Annotated in this window: 19 protein-coding genes; 8 read left to right on the top strand and 11 right to left on the bottom strand. The window is 74.5% G+C overall.

What is annotated here, in order from left to right; genetic code table 11:
• Nucleotides 1-3: 3 nt before the first annotated feature.
• Both HA073_RS20840 and HA073_RS20835 read left to right on the top strand, forming a co-directional pair.
• Nucleotides 4-918: an AraC family transcriptional regulator gene (locus HA073_RS20840; RefSeq protein WP_166457098.1), complete on the top strand. Its 915-nt coding sequence runs from the start codon at nt 4-6 to the stop codon at nt 916-918.
• Nucleotides 919-925: 7 nt separating this feature from the next.
• A complete protein-coding gene (locus HA073_RS20835; RefSeq protein ID WP_013284925.1) occupies nt 926-1,381 on the top strand; it encodes an Rrf2 family transcriptional regulator in 456 nt (151 codons plus the stop codon).
• Between the two features lies 1 nt (nt 1,382).
• On the opposite strand, the gene HA073_RS20830 is transcribed toward HA073_RS20835, so the two are convergent.
• The 7 genes from HA073_RS20830 to HA073_RS31275 all read right to left on the bottom strand — a co-directional run bounded on the left by HA073_RS20830 (nt 1,383) and on the right by HA073_RS31275 (nt 6,797).
• A complete protein-coding gene (locus HA073_RS20830) occupies nt 1,383-1,994 on the bottom strand; it encodes a malonic semialdehyde reductase (RefSeq protein WP_166457097.1) in 612 nt (203 codons plus the stop codon).
• Entirely contained in the window at nt 1,991-2,554 is a 564-nt protein-coding gene (locus HA073_RS20825) for a flavin reductase family protein (protein WP_043325522.1), read from the bottom strand. Before HA073_RS20825 ends, HA073_RS20830 begins: the two co-directional genes overlap by 4 nt.
• Nucleotides 2,551-3,885 carry an LLM class flavin-dependent oxidoreductase gene (locus HA073_RS20820; protein WP_166457096.1) on the bottom strand — a complete coding sequence of 445 codons (1,335 nt, stop codon included), beginning with the start codon at nt 3,883-3,885 and terminating at the stop codon, nt 2,551-2,553. The genes HA073_RS20825 and HA073_RS20820 overlap by 4 nt, the downstream gene beginning before the upstream one ends.
• An 11-nt stretch (nt 3,886-3,896) precedes the next feature.
• Nucleotides 3,897-4,748: an ABC transporter permease gene (locus HA073_RS20815; RefSeq protein ID WP_166457095.1), complete on the bottom strand. Its 852-nt coding sequence runs from the start codon at nt 4,746-4,748 to the stop codon at nt 3,897-3,899.
• Nucleotides 4,741-5,559: an ABC transporter ATP-binding protein gene (locus HA073_RS20810; RefSeq protein ID WP_043325526.1), complete on the bottom strand. Its 819-nt coding sequence runs from the start codon at nt 5,557-5,559 to the stop codon at nt 4,741-4,743. The genes HA073_RS20815 and HA073_RS20810 overlap by 8 nt, the downstream gene beginning before the upstream one ends.
• Nucleotides 5,556-6,584, bottom strand: coding sequence for an ABC transporter substrate-binding protein (locus HA073_RS20805; RefSeq protein WP_166457094.1), 1,029 nt, complete (start codon nt 6,582-6,584; stop codon nt 5,556-5,558). Before HA073_RS20805 ends, HA073_RS20810 begins: the two co-directional genes overlap by 4 nt.
• Nucleotides 6,585-6,719: 135 nt before the next feature.
• Nucleotides 6,720-6,797, bottom strand: coding sequence for a putative leader peptide (locus tag HA073_RS31275; protein WP_355097166.1), 78 nt, complete (start codon nt 6,795-6,797; stop codon nt 6,720-6,722).
• A gap of 264 nt (nt 6,798-7,061) precedes the next feature.
• Between HA073_RS31275 and HA073_RS20800 the strand changes: the two genes are divergently transcribed.
• Both HA073_RS20800 and HA073_RS20795 read left to right on the top strand, forming a co-directional pair.
• Complete coding sequence (locus tag HA073_RS20800) at nt 7,062-7,235, top strand: DUF4236 domain-containing protein (RefSeq protein WP_064498970.1); 174 nt, start codon at nt 7,062-7,064, stop codon at nt 7,233-7,235.
• A 114-nt stretch (nt 7,236-7,349) separates the two neighbouring features.
• The gene (locus HA073_RS20795; RefSeq protein ID WP_113973371.1) at nt 7,350-7,868 is read left to right on the top strand and encodes a potassium channel family protein; all 519 of its coding nucleotides are present in this window, start codon (nt 7,350-7,352) and stop codon (nt 7,866-7,868) included.
• On the opposite strand, the gene HA073_RS20790 is transcribed toward HA073_RS20795, so the two are convergent.
• Together HA073_RS20790 and HA073_RS20785 are read right to left on the bottom strand one after the other, a co-directional pair.
• Nucleotides 7,834-8,736: a hypothetical protein gene (locus HA073_RS20790; RefSeq protein ID WP_166457093.1), complete on the bottom strand. Its 903-nt coding sequence runs from the start codon at nt 8,734-8,736 to the stop codon at nt 7,834-7,836. The two genes, HA073_RS20795 and HA073_RS20790, sit on opposite strands and share 35 nt — an antisense overlap.
• 48 nt (nt 8,737-8,784) lie before the next feature.
• On the bottom strand, nt 8,785-9,306 hold the full coding sequence (locus HA073_RS20785) for a VOC family protein (RefSeq protein WP_043325531.1): 522 nt from the start codon (nt 9,304-9,306) through the stop codon (nt 8,785-8,787).
• 50 nt (nt 9,307-9,356) lie between these two features.
• On the opposite strand from HA073_RS20785, the gene HA073_RS20780 reads away from it, so the two are divergent.
• Nucleotides 9,357-9,827, top strand: coding sequence for a MarR family winged helix-turn-helix transcriptional regulator (locus HA073_RS20780; RefSeq protein ID WP_043330503.1), 471 nt, complete (start codon nt 9,357-9,359; stop codon nt 9,825-9,827).
• A 48-nt stretch (nt 9,828-9,875) separates the two neighbouring features.
• Complete coding sequence (locus tag HA073_RS20775) at nt 9,876-11,480, top strand: tetratricopeptide repeat protein (RefSeq protein WP_166457092.1); 1,605 nt, start codon at nt 9,876-9,878, stop codon at nt 11,478-11,480.
• A 4-nt stretch (nt 11,481-11,484) separates the two neighbouring features.
• Here HA073_RS20775 and HA073_RS20770 read toward each other — a convergent pair whose 3' ends face one another.
• Together HA073_RS20770 and HA073_RS20765 are read right to left on the bottom strand one after the other, a co-directional pair.
• The gene (locus HA073_RS20770; RefSeq protein WP_166457091.1) at nt 11,485-12,888 is read right to left on the bottom strand and encodes a cell wall metabolism sensor histidine kinase WalK; all 1,404 of its coding nucleotides are present in this window, start codon (nt 12,886-12,888) and stop codon (nt 11,485-11,487) included.
• A complete protein-coding gene (locus tag HA073_RS20765; protein ID WP_043325535.1) occupies nt 12,885-13,541 on the bottom strand; it encodes a response regulator transcription factor in 657 nt (218 codons plus the stop codon). The genes HA073_RS20770 and HA073_RS20765 overlap by 4 nt, the downstream gene beginning before the upstream one ends.
• A 95-nt stretch (nt 13,542-13,636) precedes the next feature.
• On the opposite strand from HA073_RS20765, the gene HA073_RS20760 reads away from it, so the two are divergent.
• Together HA073_RS20760 and HA073_RS20755 are read left to right on the top strand one after the other, a co-directional pair.
• Nucleotides 13,637-14,746 (top strand): sigma-E factor regulatory protein RseB domain-containing protein, encoded by a 1,110-nt coding sequence (locus tag HA073_RS20760; protein ID WP_166457090.1) that lies wholly within the window; start codon nt 13,637-13,639, stop codon nt 14,744-14,746.
• 241 nt (nt 14,747-14,987) lie between these two features.
• Complete coding sequence (locus tag HA073_RS20755) at nt 14,988-17,207, top strand: AAA family ATPase (protein WP_240925874.1); 2,220 nt, start codon at nt 14,988-14,990, stop codon at nt 17,205-17,207.
• Nucleotides 17,208-17,338 lie beyond the last annotated feature (131 nt).

Below are 17,338 nucleotides of genomic sequence, written 5' to 3'. Positions count from 1 at the left end.
GAGATGGTCACTACCGGTCAGCCCTCCCCGGCCACCCGCACCGGCCCGCCGGAGCCGCGCCCCGGCGCCGACGAGATCCTCACCGGTGCGCTCGACGACCTCGCCGCCGAGCCCGGCTGGCCCCGGCCGGTCCTGCTCGACCGCGACGTGCTGATCCTGGTCACCCACGGTCACGGCACCGCCGAGCTGGACTTCCGGCCGGTGCCCTGCCGGCCCGGCACGCTGCTGCGCGCGTACCCCGGTCAGGTGTTGCGGTGCGTCGGCGCGCAGCTCGACGCGACAGTGGTGAGCTGGCGGCCGGACGCGCTGGCCGGCCTCGACGTCGATCCGGAGGCGGTGCCCGCCCACCGTCAGCTCGCCGGCGAGGACGAGGACGCGGTGATCAGCGAGGTCAGCCAGCTCGCGGTGGACGCCGAACGGCACGCGATGGTGCCGCCCGCCGCGGCGCTGCTGCGTCACCAGCTCGCGGTGCTGCTGCTGCGGCTGAGCCTGCTGCCGCATCCGGAGAACGGGGCCGCGCCGCGGGCCGAGACCGACACGTTCCGGCGGCTGTGCCGCGAGGTGGAACGCGGCTACCGGCACACCCGCCGGGTCGAGGACTACGCCGCCCAGCTGGGCTGTTCGGTGCGTACGCTGACCCGGGCCTGCCTGGCGGTGACCGGCCGCAGCGCCAAGCAGGTCATCGACGAGCGGGTCGCGTTGCAGGCGTGCCGGCTGCTGGCCGCCACCGACGAGTCGATCGCCCGGATCGGCCGGGACCTGGGTTTTCCCGAGCCGACGAACTTCGGCCGCTTCTTCACCCGGGAGGTCGGGGTGAGCCCGGGGACGTTCCGGGCCAACCGGGAACGGCCGCTGCCAGTCCGTCTGGTGCGACCACGGCCGCCCGCCGACTCCCCCGCACCCACCGGCCAGGCATGATGGCACTGTGCAGATCTCCGCGCGCGGCGACTACGCGGTCCGGGCAGCCCTGAGCCTGGCCACCGCGTACCCCACCCTGCTGTCCACCCAGGCCATCGCGGCGGAGCAGGACATGCCGCGCAAGTTCCTCGAGGCGGTCCTGGCCGACCTGCGCCGGGCCGGGGTCGTCCGGGCCCAGCGCGGCGCCGAGGGCGGCTACACGCTGGCCCGGCCGCCGCGCGAGATCACCATCGGGCACGTGTTGCGCGCCGTCGACGGCCCGCTCGCCGGGGTACGCGGGCTGCGCCCCGAGGAGACGCGGTACGAGGGGGCGGCGGAGAACCTGCCCCGCCTCTGGGTGGCGGTACGCGCCTCGGTGCGCCGGGTGGTCGACGAGGTGAGCCTGGACGAGCTGGTCAGCGGCCGGCTGCCGGCGCACGTGCGCAAGCTGACCGCGCAGCCGGACGCGTGGGAGCCGCGCTGACTCACAGCGTGCCGACCACCTCCTCGTAGGGCAGGCGCGGCAGCCGTTCCCGCCAGGCGTCCGGCGCCGGGCGGCCGATGTTCATCAGCAGCAGCACCCGGTGCCGCCCGCCGGGGAAGAACTCCCGCTCCACAGCGGCCGCGTCGAACCCGGCCATCGGCCCGGCGGCCAGCCCGGCGGCGCGTACCCCGACCAGCAGGTAGCCGATCTGCAGCGCGGCGTTGAACCGGGCCTGGGCCTCCCGGCCGGCCGGGTCGCCGGTGAACCAGTCGCGGGCGCCGGGGCGGTGCGGGAACAGCTCGGGCAGCCGGTCGTGCCAGTCCACGTCGGCGGCGAGCACGGCGGTCAGCGGCGCGCCGGCCGTCTTGTCCCGGTTGCCGGCGCTGACGTACGGCAGCAGCCGCGCCCGGGCCGCCGTCGAGCGCAGCAGCAGCACCCGCAGCGGCTGGGCGTTCATCGCGGTCGGGCCGTACCGGACCAGGTCGTGGATGGCGCGGACCTGCTCGTCGCCGACCGGTTCGTCGGTGAACGCGTTGGCCGTGCGGGCCGCCCGGAACAGCAGGTCCTGGGCGGCCCGGTCGAGCGCGATCAGCTCGTCGGCGGCGGTGGTCACCACGCCTCGGGCCAGTCGCCGAGCGTGGTGGTGTAGCCGCCGCGGTGGTGCAGCAGCGGGTCGCCGTCCTCGCCCGCGCCGAGCGCGAGCGGCTCGCCGAGCAGGATGGTGTGGTCGCCGGCCTCGATCCGGCGCACGACCCGGCACAGCAGCACGGCGAGCGCGTCGCCGATCAGCGGCACGCCGAACGGCCCGGTGGTCCAGCCCGGGTGGGCGCTGAACCGGTCGATGCCGCTGGTGGCGAAGATCTGCGCGATCTCCTGCTGGCCGGAGGCGAGCAGGTGCACGGCGACGTGCTCGGCCTGCTCGACGGTGGGCCAGCTCGACGAGGCGCGGCCCAGGCAGACCGAGACCAGCGGCGGGTCGAGCGAGACCGACGTGAACGAGGTGGCGGTGAAGCCGGCCGGCGGCAGGTCCGGCCGCATCCGGTTGCCGCGCAGGCCGGGGGTGGTGACCACGGTGACGGTGGAAGCCTGGCGGCGCAGCAGGCCGCGGAACGAGTCGACGTCGACCGGACGCAGCTCGACCGTTCCGGCGCCGGGCCGGTCCACGGTGGTCACGACGCCACCAGCTCACGGGTCGCGTAGACGCTGGCCGGCCGGGGCAGGCCGTAGTGCTCGCGCAGCGTGCGCCCGGTGTACGCGGACCGGAACAGCCCGCGCCGGCGCAGCAGTGGTACGACGTGGTCCACGAAGTCCTCCAGTCCGTCGGGGAGCAGCGGTGGCATGACGTTGAAGCCGTCGGCGGCGCCCTGGGTGAACCAGAGCTCGATCTGGTCGGCGATCTGTTCCGGGGTGCCGACCACGACGCGGTGGCCGCGTCCGCCGCCGAGGCGGCCGATGAGCTGCCGCAGCGTGAGCCGTTCCCGGCGGGCCAGTTCGACGACGAGCTGGTAGCGGCTCTGGTGCGACTGCACCGTGCCGGCGTCGGGCAGGTCCGGCAGCGGGCCGTCCAGCGGCAGCCCGGTCAGGTCGAGCCCAGTCATGCCGGAGAGCTGGGCGAGCGCGTGCTCGGGCACGATCAGGGCCTCCAGTTCGTCGGCGAGGTCGCGGGCCTCCTTCTCCGTACCCCCGAGGACCGGCGCGATACCGGGCAGCACCTTGACCAGTTCGGGATCACGTCCGGCGTCGGCGGTGGCCCGTTTCAGCGCGGCGTAGAACGCCTGGCCGTCGGCGAGCGTCTGCTGGGCGGTGAACACGGCCTCGGCGTACCGGGCGGCGAACGCGATCCCGTCGGCGGACGAGCCGGCCTGCACCAGCAGCGGCCGGCCCTGCGGCGGGCGGGGCGTGTTCAGCGGTCCGCGGACCCGGAACCGCTCCCCGGCGTGGTCGATCTCGTGCACCCGGGTGGTGTCGGCGAAGACGCCCGCGGCGGTGTCCAGGACCAGCGCGTCGTCCTCCCAGCTGTCCCAGAGCTTGATCGCCACGTCGACGTGCTCGGCGGCCCGCCGGTAGCGGTCGGCGTGCGCCGGGTGGTCGTCGAGGTTGAAGTTGCGGGCCTCCCGGGCCTGGGCGGAGGTGACGATGTTCCAGCCGGCCCGGCCGCCGCTGAGGTGGTCCAGCGAGGCGAACGCGCGGGCCAGGTTGAACGGTTCGGTGTACGTGGTGGAGGCGGTGGCGATCAGGCCGATGTGCTCGGTCGCGGTGGCGATCGCGGCGAGCAGCGTGAGCGGCTCGAAGACGGCCTGAATGTTGTGGCGTACGGCCGGTCCGACGGCGAGCCCGTCGGCGAGGAACACCGAGTCGAGCGTGCCCCGCTCGGCGATGCGGGCCAGGTTCTGGAAGTGGCGGACGTCGGCGAGGCGGTCCGGGTCGGCGCGGGGGTGCCGCCAGGCCGCCTCGTGGTGGCCGACACCCATCAGGAAGGCGTTGAGGTGCAGGGTCCGGGACATGGCGGTTCCTCTCAGGCGGTGGTGACGTCGACGCGCCAGGTGGAGAAGCGGCGTTCCCCGGCGACGAGGAGCTGGTTGACCACCAGCCCGATGGCGGAGATGGTGATGATCCCGGCGTACATGTCGGGGATCGCGAAGTTGTACTGCGCGTAGTTCACGAGGTAGCCGAGCCCGGCCTTGGCGCCGACCATCTCGGCGGCGACGAGCACCAGGATCGAGTACGCCCCGGCGAGCCGGACGCCGGTGAACACGGTCGGCACGGCCGCCGGCAGGATCACCTTCTGGAACAGCCGCAGGTGGTTGAGCCCCATCGAGCGGGCCGAGCGGATCAGCAGCGGGTCGACGCCCTTCACGCCGGCGACGGTGTTGAGCAGGATCGGCCAGGAGCAGGCGTAGACCACCAGGGCGATCTTCGACGTCTCGCCGAGCCCGAGGATGAGCACGAAGACCGGCAGCAGCGCCAGCGCGGCGGTGTTGCGGAACACCTCCAGCAGCGGGCTGAGCAGGTCCGCGAGCGGCCGGTACCAGCCGATCAGCAGGCCGAGCGGGATGGCGGTGACCACGGCGAGCGCGAGCCCGGTCAGCGAGCGGGTGAGGCTCGCGGCGACGTGGTCGGCGAGCTGGCCGGTGCGCAGCAGCTCCCACCAGGCGGCGAGCACCTCGGACAGCGGCGGCAGGAAGACCCGGTCGACCAGCCCGGCGCGGGGCGCCGTCTCCCAGATCGCGGCCAGCGCCAGCAGCGCGGCGCTGCGGTGCAGCGCCCGGCCGCCGAGGCCGAGCAGGCGTGCGGGCCGGCGTGGCGCGACGGCCGGGGCGGGCGGGGCGGCCACCGGCCGGGCCGGTGGGGCGGCGACGTCAACCAACGCGGGCCTCCTCGCGTACGGCGGACTGCGCGGCGCGTACCTCGTCGCGCAGCAGCGTCCAGATCTGGTGCCGGTGGTGGCGGAACGCGCCGGTGGAGCGGACGTCCTCCTCGGCCTCCCGGTCGCCCAGCTCGATGTCGATGACCTGCTTGATCCGGCCGGGCCGGGACGTCATCACGGCGACCCGCTGACCGAGGTGCACCGCCTCGTCGATGCCGTGCGTGATGAACACGATCGTCTTGCCGGTGGCCTGCCAGATCCGCACCAGCTCGTCCTGCAGCGAGTCGCGGGTCTGCGCGTCGAGCGCGGCGAACGGCTCGTCCATCAGCAGCACGTCCGGGTCGTACGCGAGGCTGCGGGCGATGGCGACGCGCTGCTTCATGCCGCCGGACAGCTCGTGCGGGTAGCGGTCGGCGAAGCCGGTGAGCCCGACCAGGTCGAGGTGGTACGCGACCCGCTCGGCGCGCTCGGCGCGGGGCAGGCCCTTGGCCTCCAGTCCGAACGCGACGTTGCCGGCGGCGGTGCGCCAGGGCAGCAGCGCGTACTGCTGGAAGACGATGCCCCGGTCCAGGCCCGGCCCGGTGACCGGGCGGCCGTCCACGAGCACCTGCCCGGCGGTCGGGGTGGCCAGCCCGCCGAGCAGGTCGAGCAGTGTGGACTTGCCGCAGCCGCTGGGGCCGACGACGACGAGGAACTCGCCGGGGCGTACCCCGAGGGTGAGGTCGTCGAGCGCGGTGACCGCGCCGCCGCTGCCACGCCGGCCCGGGAAGACCTTGCGCACCCGGTCGAAGAGGATCTTGTCGGTGCTCACGCGCCACCACCGGGGGTCGCGGCGGCGTTGAACCGGTTGGTGTAGAGGTCGGACGGTTTCGGCCGCTCGCCCTTGAGTTCGCCGGTGTCGGCCAGCCAGTCGATCCAGGTGGCGAACTCCCGGTCGGTGATGAGGCCGCCGGGCTCGGCGACGCCGCTGGACTTCCAGTACTCCACGAGCGTGGTGTCCTCGTTGCGTCCGCGCTTGGCGATGATCGCCTTGAGCCGGGCCACCACCGTCTCGCGCGGCTGGGTGCGCGCCCACTCGATCGCCTTGCCCACCGCGGTGACGAACGTCCGGACGGTGTCCGGGTTACGGGTGAGGAAGTCGTCGCGGAAGACGTAGCTGCCGGCGCTGAACGCGCCGAGCAGTTCGTAGTCGGTGAAGACGGTGCGGATGCCGCCGTTGGCGACCGCCTTGTCGCGGATCACGCCGCCGAGCACGGCGACGTCGATCTGCCGGGCGCGCAGCGACTGCTCGGTGTTCACCGGCGGCAGCGCGACCAGCTCGACAGTGGCGATCTCGGCGGCGGTGAGGCCGCCGCGGGCCAGCCAGGTGCGCAGGACGGCCTCGGCGTGCGCGCCGAGCGTGTTCATGCCGACCCGCTTGCCGATCAGGTCGCGCGGGCCGCGGATCGGGCTGCCGTCGAGCACGTAGTAGCCCTGGAACGTCTGCGCGTCGGAGCCGTAGTAGCTGACCACCGCGGTGATCGGGGCGTTGGCGGCCTGGAGCTTGACGATCGCACCGTTGAACGCGCCACCGAAGTCGCTCTGGCCGGTGGCGGTGGCCTGGATGTCGGCCGGGCCGCCGGTGACGTTGCCGATCCAGTCGAGCGTGACGTCGCCGAGGTAGCCGAGGTCGGCGGCGAGTTCGGGGAGGGTCACCTGGCCCACCGAACCCTGGTAGCGCAGTTCCTTGGTCTGTGCGCCGGCGGCGGCGTCGGCGCCGCACGCGGTGGCGGTGGTGAGGGCGAGCAGGGCGACGGCGGCGGTGAGGGCACGCCGCGGTGATCGGGTCGAGGGCATGGCGGAGTCTCCTGATCTGTCCACGATGCGGTGGAGGGGGCCCGCGCGGGGCCGGGGAGCACGCCGTGCCGCGCCGGGCCACGGTGCGCCGGCTGCGGGAACGGACGGGCGGAGAGGGAACGACGAGCGCTCGGCTCAACAGAGCGCGCTCGCGTGCCGGACCAGGTCGACGTGCACGCGAGCGGTGAGGAGAAGCTCGTTCCGCTGCGACATGCCCTCATGCTGCCGACCGTTCTCCACGCCGGTCAATGCCCTTCCAGACAGTGAGACTTTCATCGCTGGCTTTGTTACGACCCGCCTCCACCAGCATTTACGACTCCTTAACACCTACCCGTTGAATAGAGATTTTGCCGGGCGGCAGTCCCACCGTCCAGAGCGGACCGGGCAGGGTTTCGCGAATCGTCGATCCGGGCATGTTCGATGCCGCGAAGGCACGCAGACGACTGCAGAGGCAGGGAGACGAAGGAGGCACCCCCGATGGGCGTCCAGTTCCGCAAGCGTAAGAAGTACGGGCCGCTGATCCTCCACTTCACCCAGAACGGCTTCTCGTCGTGGAGCATCAAGATCGGCCGCTGGTCCTGGAACTCGAACACCCGCGCCCACCGCGTGGACCTTCCGGGGCCGCTGTCGTGGAAGCAGGACAAGGCCTGACCTTCCCAGGCGACGAGCGGGGTGCCGGCGACGTGCCGGCACCCCGCTCGTCGTCTGCGGGCCGGGTTCGCGGTTCCGCCCGCCACCGCGTCCCCGTGACCGGAGAATCGCCGCATGACGGACCTGTCCCTGCGGCGGATACGACGGCGGGCCGTGGCGGCCTGCGCGCTCATGCTGGTCGGCTACTTCCTCGTGCCGGTCGAGGCCGACCCGAACGGCCTGCGGCTGGCCCTGCGCTCGATCGGCACGGCGGTCCTGGTGGCCGTGATCGCGTTCCTGGTCACCGGTCAGGTCCGCCGCCAGCTCGTCAAGGACCAGCCGACCGGCCGGGACGAGGACCGGGCGCTCACCCGGCTCGCGGTCGCGCTGATCGCCGGACTGCTGGTCTTCGCGCTCGGCGACTACGTGGTGGCGAACACCCGGCCCGGCGAGTTCGTCGGCCTGCGCACCCGGGTCGACGCGCTCTACTTCGCGCTGGCCACCCTCACCACTGTCGGCTACGGCGACGTGCACGCCCAGGGCCAGATCGCCCGCATCGCGGTGTGCGCGCAGATGGTGTTCAGCATCGGTGTGGTCGCCACCGGAGCCTCGATAGTGGTCAAGCAGATGACCCAGCGTTCGGGGCGGCGCTGATCAGCACGTCCCCGCCGAGCCGGCCGTGCTCGGGATCGCGGGTCGCCGCGCCGGAGGCGAGCAGCGAGGCCAGCGCCCGGTTGGCGTCGGCGGCCCGGTAGACGGTCGCCGTGGTGGCGAAGCGGCGCAGCTCGGTGACCGTACGCGGACCGGAGCGGGCCAGCTCGGCCAGCAGTTCCCGGCGCAGCGGGCCGGGCTCGGGTTCGAGCGAGATGTCGAGCAGCCGTCCCTGCGGGTCGGCCGGGTCGCGGTAGCGCACCCCGGCGTACTCGTCGACCGCCCAGAGCGCCTCCTTGACCGTCTCCAGCCCCTTGTCGGAGCCGGTGGCGTAGCCGAGCAGCCGCGCCGGGGCGTCCCCGTCGGGCACCAGCTCGACCTCGGTGGCGAGCGGGAACCCGGCGGCGCTCAGCGCCGGGCGCAGTGACCGGCCGGGCACGGTGACCAGCAGCAGCTCGGCCGGGCGGCCGGACGCGGCGGCGGCGAGCAGGGCCGGGTCCGGGTCGGCGCCGTCGGCCACGGTGAGCAGCGGCGCGCCGGCCGCGCCCGCGGCCTTGAGCGCCACCGGCAGCCGGTCCGGTCCGCCGGGCACCAGGTGCACGGCGACGTCGGCCGGCAGCGCGGCCTCGGCGGCGCCGAGCCGCGTCGCCAGGTCGGTGCCGTCGTCGGCCACCACCAGCACGGTCAGCCGCCGCCCGCGCAGCCGGTCGGCTAACTCGGCCACCACCCGCAACGCCTCTTCCGCGCCGGTGGCGTCACCCCCGGCGTACGCGAGCGCGAGCGTGGCCCGCCGCGCCCGGTGCAGCGCGGCGGGGAGCCAGTGGTCGAGCTGGCGGACGAGCAGCTCGCGCAGGACGGCGTCGGTCGACATGGTGCCGTTTCTACCGCACGGCGCGGCGGGACCGGCCGTGAACCCCGCTCAGACCGGGACGGAGATGCCCACGCCGCCGCGGGTCTGCCCGCCGTAGCGCTGCCGCTCGCGGTCCAGGTCGAGCCGCCCGATGCGGGTACGCGCGGCCAGCGCGGCGTCGTCGAGCAGCTCGGCCGGGACGATCCAGACGATCTCGAACTCCAGGCCGTCCGGGTCGCGGCCGTAGAGGCTCTTGGTGGTGCCGTGGTCGGACGCGCCGACCAGCGCTCCGGCGGCGGCCAGCCGCTCGGCGGTGGCGCCCAGCTCGTCGAGCGTGTCCAGCTCCCAGGCCAGGTGGTAGAGGCCAACGGTGGCCCGGCCGGCCTGGGACGCCCCGGCCGCCGCGCCGATCTCGAACAGCCCGAGGTCGTGGTCGTTGGTGGAGTCGGGCGCCTGGAGGAACGCGGCGCCGCGGAAGCCCTCGGGCGTCATCGGGACCCGCCGGAAGCCCAGCACGTCGCGGTAGAAGGCGACGCTGCGCTCCAGGTCACTGACGTAGAGGACGGCGTGGTTGAGTCGGTGGATGCCCATGCCACCGACCGTACCCCGGTTTTGTTGAGCGTTCAACTATCGGCGCTATGATGGGCGTCATGACCCGGTGGCTGGACCCCGACGAGCAGCGGACCTGGCGCGCCTTCCTGACCGCCTCCCGGGCGCTGATGGACGCGCTCGACCGCGAGCTGCAACGCGACGCGGGCATGCCGCACGCGTACTACGAGATCCTGGTCCGCCTCTCCGAGGCCCCGGACCGGCGGCTGCGGATGAGCGAGCTGGCCGAGCTCACCGGCTCCTCGCGCAGCCGGCTCTCGCACGCCGCCGCCCGGCTGGAGGCGTCCGGGTGGATCCGCCGCGAGGACTGCCCCACCGACCGGCGCGGGCAGATCGCCGTGCTCACCGACACCGGCTTCGCCACCCTGGCCGCCGCCGCGCCCGGCCACGTCGAGGGGGTACGCCGGCACCTGTTCGACGCGCTCAGCCCGGCCCAGGTCGACCAGCTACGCCGGATCAGCGAGACGCTCGCCGACCACTTGACGGATTCGGGACCAAACTGATCCACTCCGGGTCTTGTACATACCGTCGCCGGACGAGCACGATGGGGCGTGTCCTCCGGCTTCGCTGACCTGACCGTCCAGGCGCACCAACTGGTGTCCGAAGGCGACCTCACCGGCGCGGAGCGGCTGCTCGCCGACGCGCTCAGCGACGCCGATCCCCGCCCCGACAACGCCTCCCCCGAGCTGGCCGAGGCGGCCGGACTCCAGGCCCGGGTGCTCGTCGCGCTCGGCGAGCCGCACTCCGCCCGCGGCTGGGCCGCATTCGCGTACGCGGCCGCCACCCGGCTGTTCGGCCGCTCCGACGAGCGCACAGTCACCGCCGCCGCGACGCTCGCCGCGGTGCTGCACCGGGTCGGCAGCGACGCCCGGGCCGCCCGGCTCTACTCCGACGTCATCATCGAGCTGACCGCCCGCGACGGCCCGGAATCGCAGCGGGTGCTCGCCGCGCACGCCGACCTGGCCACCGTGGAGTACGCGCGCGGCCAGTGCGAGGTGGCGCGCGACCGGTTGCAGGACGCCTGGGAGCTGCACCGGGAGGTCTACGGCGACGGCCACCCCAGCGGCATCAAGATGCTGGCGAAGCTCGGCGCGATGGAACGCGACTGCGGCCGGTACGCCGAGGCGCACGAGCACCTGACGCTCGCCGAGGAGCTGTGCCGCCTGCACCTGGACCCCGACGACCCGCTCGCCGCCCAGGTGGCCGGGCTGGCCCGCGCCGCCGCCGACCCGGACCACGTCTGCCCCGCGCCCCCGCCCGCTCCCGCTCCCGCGCCCGCTCCCGAGCCGCCGCCCGCCCGCACCACGCCGGTGGTGCCCGCCGCGCGGGTCCCCCCGCAGGACGAAGGGCCGCACGACCTGCCGCCGTACAGCCCGCCCGCGCTGGACGAGCCGGTCGAGACGCCGCTCTACCACCCGCCCGGCCGGGCCGCCGAGACCGCGCACGTGCCGACGCCGCGTACCGCGCCCGACGCCGACGCCGACCCGCTCGACGACTACCCGTGGCCGCCCGACGAGCCGGCCGACCAGCTGTGGCGCCCCGGCGCGGACCCGCTGCCGCCCACCGTGGTCGGGCTCACCGGCGACGAGCCGGACGGCGTACGCCGGGTGCCACCGGCCCCGCCCGAGCCGCCGTCGCGCTACCTGCCGGTGCACGTGCCCCGGCCACCGGCCGCCGAGCGGCGCACACTGCCCTGGCTGCCGCTCGTGGTGCTCGGCGTGGTGGTGGCGCTGCTGCTCGGCACCATCGCGGTGATCGCCGGGGTGTCCCGGGTGGACGACCGCCGCGACACCCCGCCACCGGCCACCGGCGCACCGGCGTCCAGCGCGCCGCCGCCCACCTCCGCCGGTCCCGCGCCGTCCACTCCCGCCGCCGCCAAGCCCGGTACCCCGCCCGGCAGCTTCACGCTCACCGACCGCCGCGACAGCATCGTGCTGAGCTGGACGTACCCGGCCGGCGCGGAAGGACCGGTGGTGGTCGCCGGCGGCCGTGCCGGGCAGCCGCAGGGCACGTTCGCCACGCTGCCCGCCGGGTCGGCCGACTACATCGCCTACGGGCTCGACCGCACCACCGACTACTGCTTCACCGTCGCGCTCGTCTGGTCCACCGACACCGTCGCCCGCACCGGCCCGGTCTGCACCACTCGCCGCCGCTGACCGCTCACTCCGGGTCCGGCTCGGCCAGCGCGGGCAGCCGTACCGTCGCCCGCAGCCCCGGCGCGGCGGCGCCCGGCGTCGCGTCGGCCAGCTCCACCGCGCCGCCGGCCCGGCGCACCAGCTCACGCACGATCGCCAGGCCCAGGCCCGCGCCGCCCGCGTCGCGGGCCCGCGCGTCGTCCAGCCGGGTGAACCGGGCGAACACCCGCTCCCGGTCCGCCGCCGGGACGCCCGGCCCGTCGTCGGTCACCGTGACCAGGTGGTACGCCCCGTCCGGCCCGCTCACGGCCAGCTCCACGCCGGTACGCGCGTGCCGCAGCGCGTTGTCCACCAGGTTCACCAGCACACGGCGCAACTCCCCCGCGTCCCCCTCGACCCACAGCGGCCCGTCCGGGAGCGTCAGCCGCAGCGGCGGCGACGGGTAGCGGGCCGCCACCGCGCGCGCCAGCTCGCCCAGCTCCACCGGGCCCACCGGCGCCGGGCGGGCGTCCTGCTCGTCCAGCCGGGCCAGCAGCAGCAGGTCGTCCACCAGGCGGCTGAGCCGCTCGGTGTCGGCTAGCAGGTCGTCGGCGACCGCCGGCCAGTCGGTGTCGTCGCCGAGCCGCCGCGCCACCTCCAGCTCGGTACGCATGTTCGTCAGCGGGCTGCGCAGCTCGTGCGCGGCGTCGGCGACGAACGCCCGCTGCCGGTCCCGGGACGCGGCCAGCCGGTCCAGCATGTCGTTGAGCGTGACCGCGAGCCGGTGGATCTCGTCCTGCCCGGCCGGTACGGGCAGCCGCTCCGCCCCGGCCCGGCCGGTGATCTCGGCGGCGCCGCTGCGCAACTGCTCGACCGGTCGCAGCGTCGCGCCCACCACCCGCCAGGCCACCACCCCGAGCCCGGCCACCAGCAGCGGGAAGCCCACCAGCAGCAGGTTGCGGACCACGCGCAGGCTGTGCCGCACGTCGGTGAGCGACTTGGCGACCAGCACCGTACGCGGCTCCTGCGGCGTGCCGGCCGGCACCGTGACCACCCGGACCGGGCCGGGCATGCCGGCGCGCCGCCCGTCCACCACCAGCCGCTGCCGCTGCCCGGGCCGCAGCTCGTCCGGGCCGAGCATCGGCACCAGGCGGTCCGCGTCGATCGAGGCGGCCCGGATCCGGCCCTGAACGTCGACCACCTGCACCCGCAACTGCCCGCCGGCCACCGGCAGCGGGTCCGGCAGCGCGTCCTCGGCGGTGAGCAGCGCCACCGCGTCGGCGGTACGCAGCGCCTCCTCGTCCACCGAGCGCTGCAGCGTCCAGCCCAGCGCGCCGACCAGCAGCGTCCCGCCGAACGCGAACCCGACCGCCAGCCCCAGCACACCCAGCGCGAGCAGCCGGGCCCGCAGGCCGAGGCGCGGCAGCGGCCCGCGTACCCAGCGGCTCACGTGGCCAGCCGGTAGCCCGCGCCGCGTACCGTCTCCAGCCGTTCCCGGCCGATCTTGCGGCGCAGGTAGCCGACGTAGACCTCCACCGCGTTCGGGGCGGTGTCGACCGAGGCGTCCCAGACGTGGTCCAGCAGCTCGGTCTTGGAGACCACCTCGCCGGGGCGGCGCATCAGATAGTCCAGCAGCGCGTACTCGCGACTGGTCAGCACCACCTCGGCGTCGGCCCGGGTGACCCGGCGGCGGGCCGGATCGAGGCGCAGGTCGCCGACGGTGAGCACGGTCGGCCGGCGGGGCGCGCCGCGACGCAGCAGCGCCCGCAGCCGGGCCAGCAGCACCACGTACGAGAAGGGTTTGGTCAGGTAGTCGTCGGCGCCGCAGTCCAGGCCGTCGGCCTGGTCGTACTCGCCGTCCTTGGCCGACAGCATCAGCACCGGCAGCCAGCGCTGCTCGGCGCGCAGCCGGCGCACCACCTCGTAGCCGGACAGGCCGGGCAGCATCACGTCGAGGATCATCGCGTCGTACTCGCCGTGCCGGGCCGCGTCCAGCCCGGCCGGGCCGGTCGCCGCCACGTCCACCGCGAAACCCTCCGCCGACAGACCACGGCGCAGCGCCGCCGCGAGCCGCGTCTCGTCCTCCACCACCAGCAACCGCACCGGTCCAGGGTGCCACCATGGGGTCACCCGTAGGGGATCTCCTCAGCGTGGTCACAGCGACGCTCGCGCAGCATGGTGCGCAGGAGGTGCACACTATGTCCGTGATGAAGAACCGCGCCGTGCTGCGCTGGCTGGTCCCGGTGACCGCGGGGGTCGCCGTGATCGGCGGTGGCGCCGCCGTCGGCACGTTCGCCGCCGGCGCCGACCCGGCGCTGCCGCCGCGCAGCGCCGCCCAGCTCCTGGAAGACCTGCGCACGTCCCGCCTGGACGGGCTCTCCGGCACCGTGGTGCAGCGCGCCGACCTCGGCCTGCCGCCGATCGCCGCGCTCGCCGGCCGGGCCGCCGGCAACGACCTGGCCGGCCTGGTCTCCGGTACGCACACGCTGCGCGTCTGGTACGGCGGCGAGGACCGGCAACGGCTCGCGCTGGTCGACACGCTCGGCGAGCAGGACATCCTGCGCAACGGCCGCGACGTGTGGACCTGGAACAGCCGGGAGAACACCGCCACGCACCGGGTGCTGCCGGCCGACGCGCCGGACCGGGCCACCGTGCCGGCCACCCCGGCCGACGCCGCGGACCGGGCGCTGGAGGCGATCGACCCGACCACCGCGGTCACCGTCGGCCGCACCGCCACAGTCGCCGGGCGGGACGCGTACGAGCTGGTGCTCACGCCGCGCGACAAGGCGTCCCTGGTCCACCAGGTCCGGATCGCGCTGGACGCGAAGGAGCACGTGCCGCTGCGTCTGCAGGTGCTCGCCGACGGGCAGGACGAGCCCGCGTTCCAGGTGGCGTTCACCCAGGTCGACTTCCGCACGCCGGAGGCCGACCAGTTCCGGTTCAACCCGCCGCCCGGCGTGAAGGTCACCGAGGCGACCGAGGGCGAGCGGCCCGGACCGGCGGGCAAGCGGTTCGACCGCAAGGACGCCGAGAAGCCGGACGTGCGTACCGTCGGCACCGGCTGGACCACCGTGGTGGTCGCCAAGATCGGCGATGCGGCGACCGGCGACGGCGCGAAGCCCGGCGCGGACGCGCCGGACGCCCAGATGCTCGCCCAGGTGCTCGGTGACCTGCCGAAGGTCAGCGGCGACTGGGGCAGCGGCCGGCTGCTCAGCGGCAAGCTGTTCAGCGTGCTGCTGACCGACGACGGCCGGGTGATCGCCGGTCTGGTCACGCCGGAGCGGCTCTACCAGGCGGCCAAGGGCTGAGAATCGCCGTGCCCGGGGCCCGGTCGGCTGACGTCGACCGGGCCCCGAGTCGTGTCCGGGCTTGGTCGGGTGGCGGCCGACGCGCTATCTTTCTCAGTTCAGGCACAAAAAAGGAATGGCTTCTGAATGCCATTCCTGCGGCAATTTTAGTCAATGAGGAGCCGGATTGTCAACGCACTCCGACGTGTCGGCTGACCTGCGCCAGGACGACGAGATCGGCCGCGAGCAGGAATACGTCTCGATGCTGTACGACCGGCTGGACGGCATGCGGGAACAGGCCGCCCGGCGGCTCGACGAGGAGTTGCGTCACACCGGCGGCACGCAGCAGGCCCGCTCCCAGCGCGACTCGACCGTGGCGATGTACGCCGACCAGGTCGAGCAGTTCTCCGCCGTGGAGAGCGGCCTGTGCTTCGGCCGCCTCGACGGCGACGACGGCGCGGTCCGCTACATCGGCCGGATCGGGATCTTCGACTCCTCCGGCGACTACGACCCGCTGCTGATGGACTGGCGCGCCCCCGCCGCCCGCCCGTTCTACCTGGCCACCGCCGCCAACCCGCAGGGCGTACGCCGCCGCCGGCACCTGCGTACCCGCGACCGGAAGGTGACCGGGCTCAACGACGAGGTGCTGGACATCACCGCCGCCTCCCCCACCGCCCACGAGGAACTGACCGGCGAGGCGTCACTGCTCGCCGCGCTCAACGCCGGGCGCACCGGCCGGATGCGCGACATCGTCGAGACCATCCAGGCCGAACAGGACCGGATCATCCGCGCCGACCTGCCCGGCGTCATGGTGGTGCAGGGCGGGCCCGGCACCGGCAAGACCGCGGTGGCGCTGCACCGCGCCGCGTACCTGCTCTACACCCACCGCCAGCAGCTCTCCACCCGAGGCGTGCTGCTGGTCGGCCCGAACGCCACGTTCCTGCGCTACATCTCCCAGGTGCTGCCCACACTGGCCGAGACCGGCGTGCTGCTGCGTACCCAGGCAGACCTGTTCCCCGGCGTGCACGCGCGCCGCGCGGAACCCGCCACCACCGCGGCGCTGAAAGGCCGCGCGGTGCTGGCCGACGTGCTCGCCGCCGCGGTCCGCGACCGGCAGTGGGTGCCCGACGAGCCGGTCACCATCGAACTGCCGCAACGGGAGGTGCTGACGCTCGACCCGGACACCGTGCGGCAGGCCCGCGACCGGGTACGCCGCACCGGCCGCCCGCACAACCTGGCCCGCGCCCTGTTCGACGTGGAAATCGTGCACGCGCTCGCCGACCAGGTGGCCGAGCGGATCGGCGCCGACCCGCTCGGCGGGGAGAACCTGCTCTCCGAGGCCGACCGCGCGGAGATCCGCCGCGAACTGCGCGAGGAGCCGGAGATCCGGGCCGCGCTGGACGAGCTGTGGCCGGTGCTCACCCCGCAACGCCTGCTCGCCGACCTGTACGCCTCGCCGGAGCGGATCGCCACCGCCGCGCCCATGCTCACCGACGCCGAACGGGCCGCGCTGCACCGCGAGCCGGGCGGCTGGACACCCGCCGACGTACCGCTGCTGGACGAGGCCGCCGAACTGCTCGGCGAGGACGAACGCGCCGCCGTCGCCCGGCGGGAGCGGATCCGGGCGCTGGAACGCGAGTACGCCGAGGGCGTGCTGGAGATCTGGCGCGGCTCCCGCTCCATCGACGTCGAGGACGAGGCAGACGGCGGCGAGATCCTCGGCGTCACCGACCTGATCGACGCCGACCGACTCTCCGAACGGCAGGAGGAGTCCGACCGGCTCACCACCGCCCAGCGCGCCGCCGCCGACCGGACCTGGGCGTTCGGGCACGTCATCGTGGACGAGGCGCAGGAGCTGTCGCCGATGGCGTGGCGGCTGCTGATGCGCCGCTGCCCCAGCCGGTCCATGACGATCGTCGGCGACGTGGCGCAGACCGGCGCGCTCGCCGGCACGCCGTCGTGGGGCGAGGCGCTGGCGCCGTACGTGGCGGACCGGTGGCGGCTGGAGGAGCTCACGGTCAGCTACCGCACCCCGGCCGAGATCATGGCGGTCGCCGCCGACGTGCTCGCCGAGATCGACAGGGCGCTGCGGCCACCCCGCTCGGTACGCGCCACCGGCGTACCGCCGTGGGACCGGACCGTGCCGGCGGACCGCCTCGTGACCGAACTGGTCGAGGCGACCGCCCGGGAGGCCGCGTCGCTCGGCGACGGGCGGCTCGGCGTGCTGGTGCCCACCGGGCGGGTGGACGAGCTGGGCGGCGCGGTGGTGGCGGCGCTGCCGGAGGCGACAGTGGGTGAGCAGCCCGAGCTGGCGAACCGGGTGGTGGTGCTGACCACCGAGCAGGCCAAGGGCCTGGAGTTCGACTCGGTGCTGGTGGTCGACCCGGGCCGCATCGTGTCCGAGTCCCCGAGGGGCCACAGCGACCTCTACGTGGCCCTGACAAGAGCCACCCAGCGCCTCGGCATCCTCCGCACCCCCTGACCGCCTCCGCCTCCGCCCCGTTGATCATGAAGTTGGCGGCCTTGTCGATCTCCAAGTCGGCCGCCAACTTCATGATCGACGGGGTCGAGCACGTGCTGCCCCATGTCCCGCCGTGCCCACTCTCGCCCCTC

It is taken from the genome of Micromonospora sp. CMU55-4 (assembly GCF_011602315.1).
Taxonomy (GTDB): Bacteria; Actinomycetota; Actinomycetes; order Mycobacteriales; family Micromonosporaceae; genus Micromonospora; species Micromonospora chalcea.
Note: the sequence above shows the minus strand (reverse complement) of the source record. Positions and strands in the feature narration are given on the sequence as shown.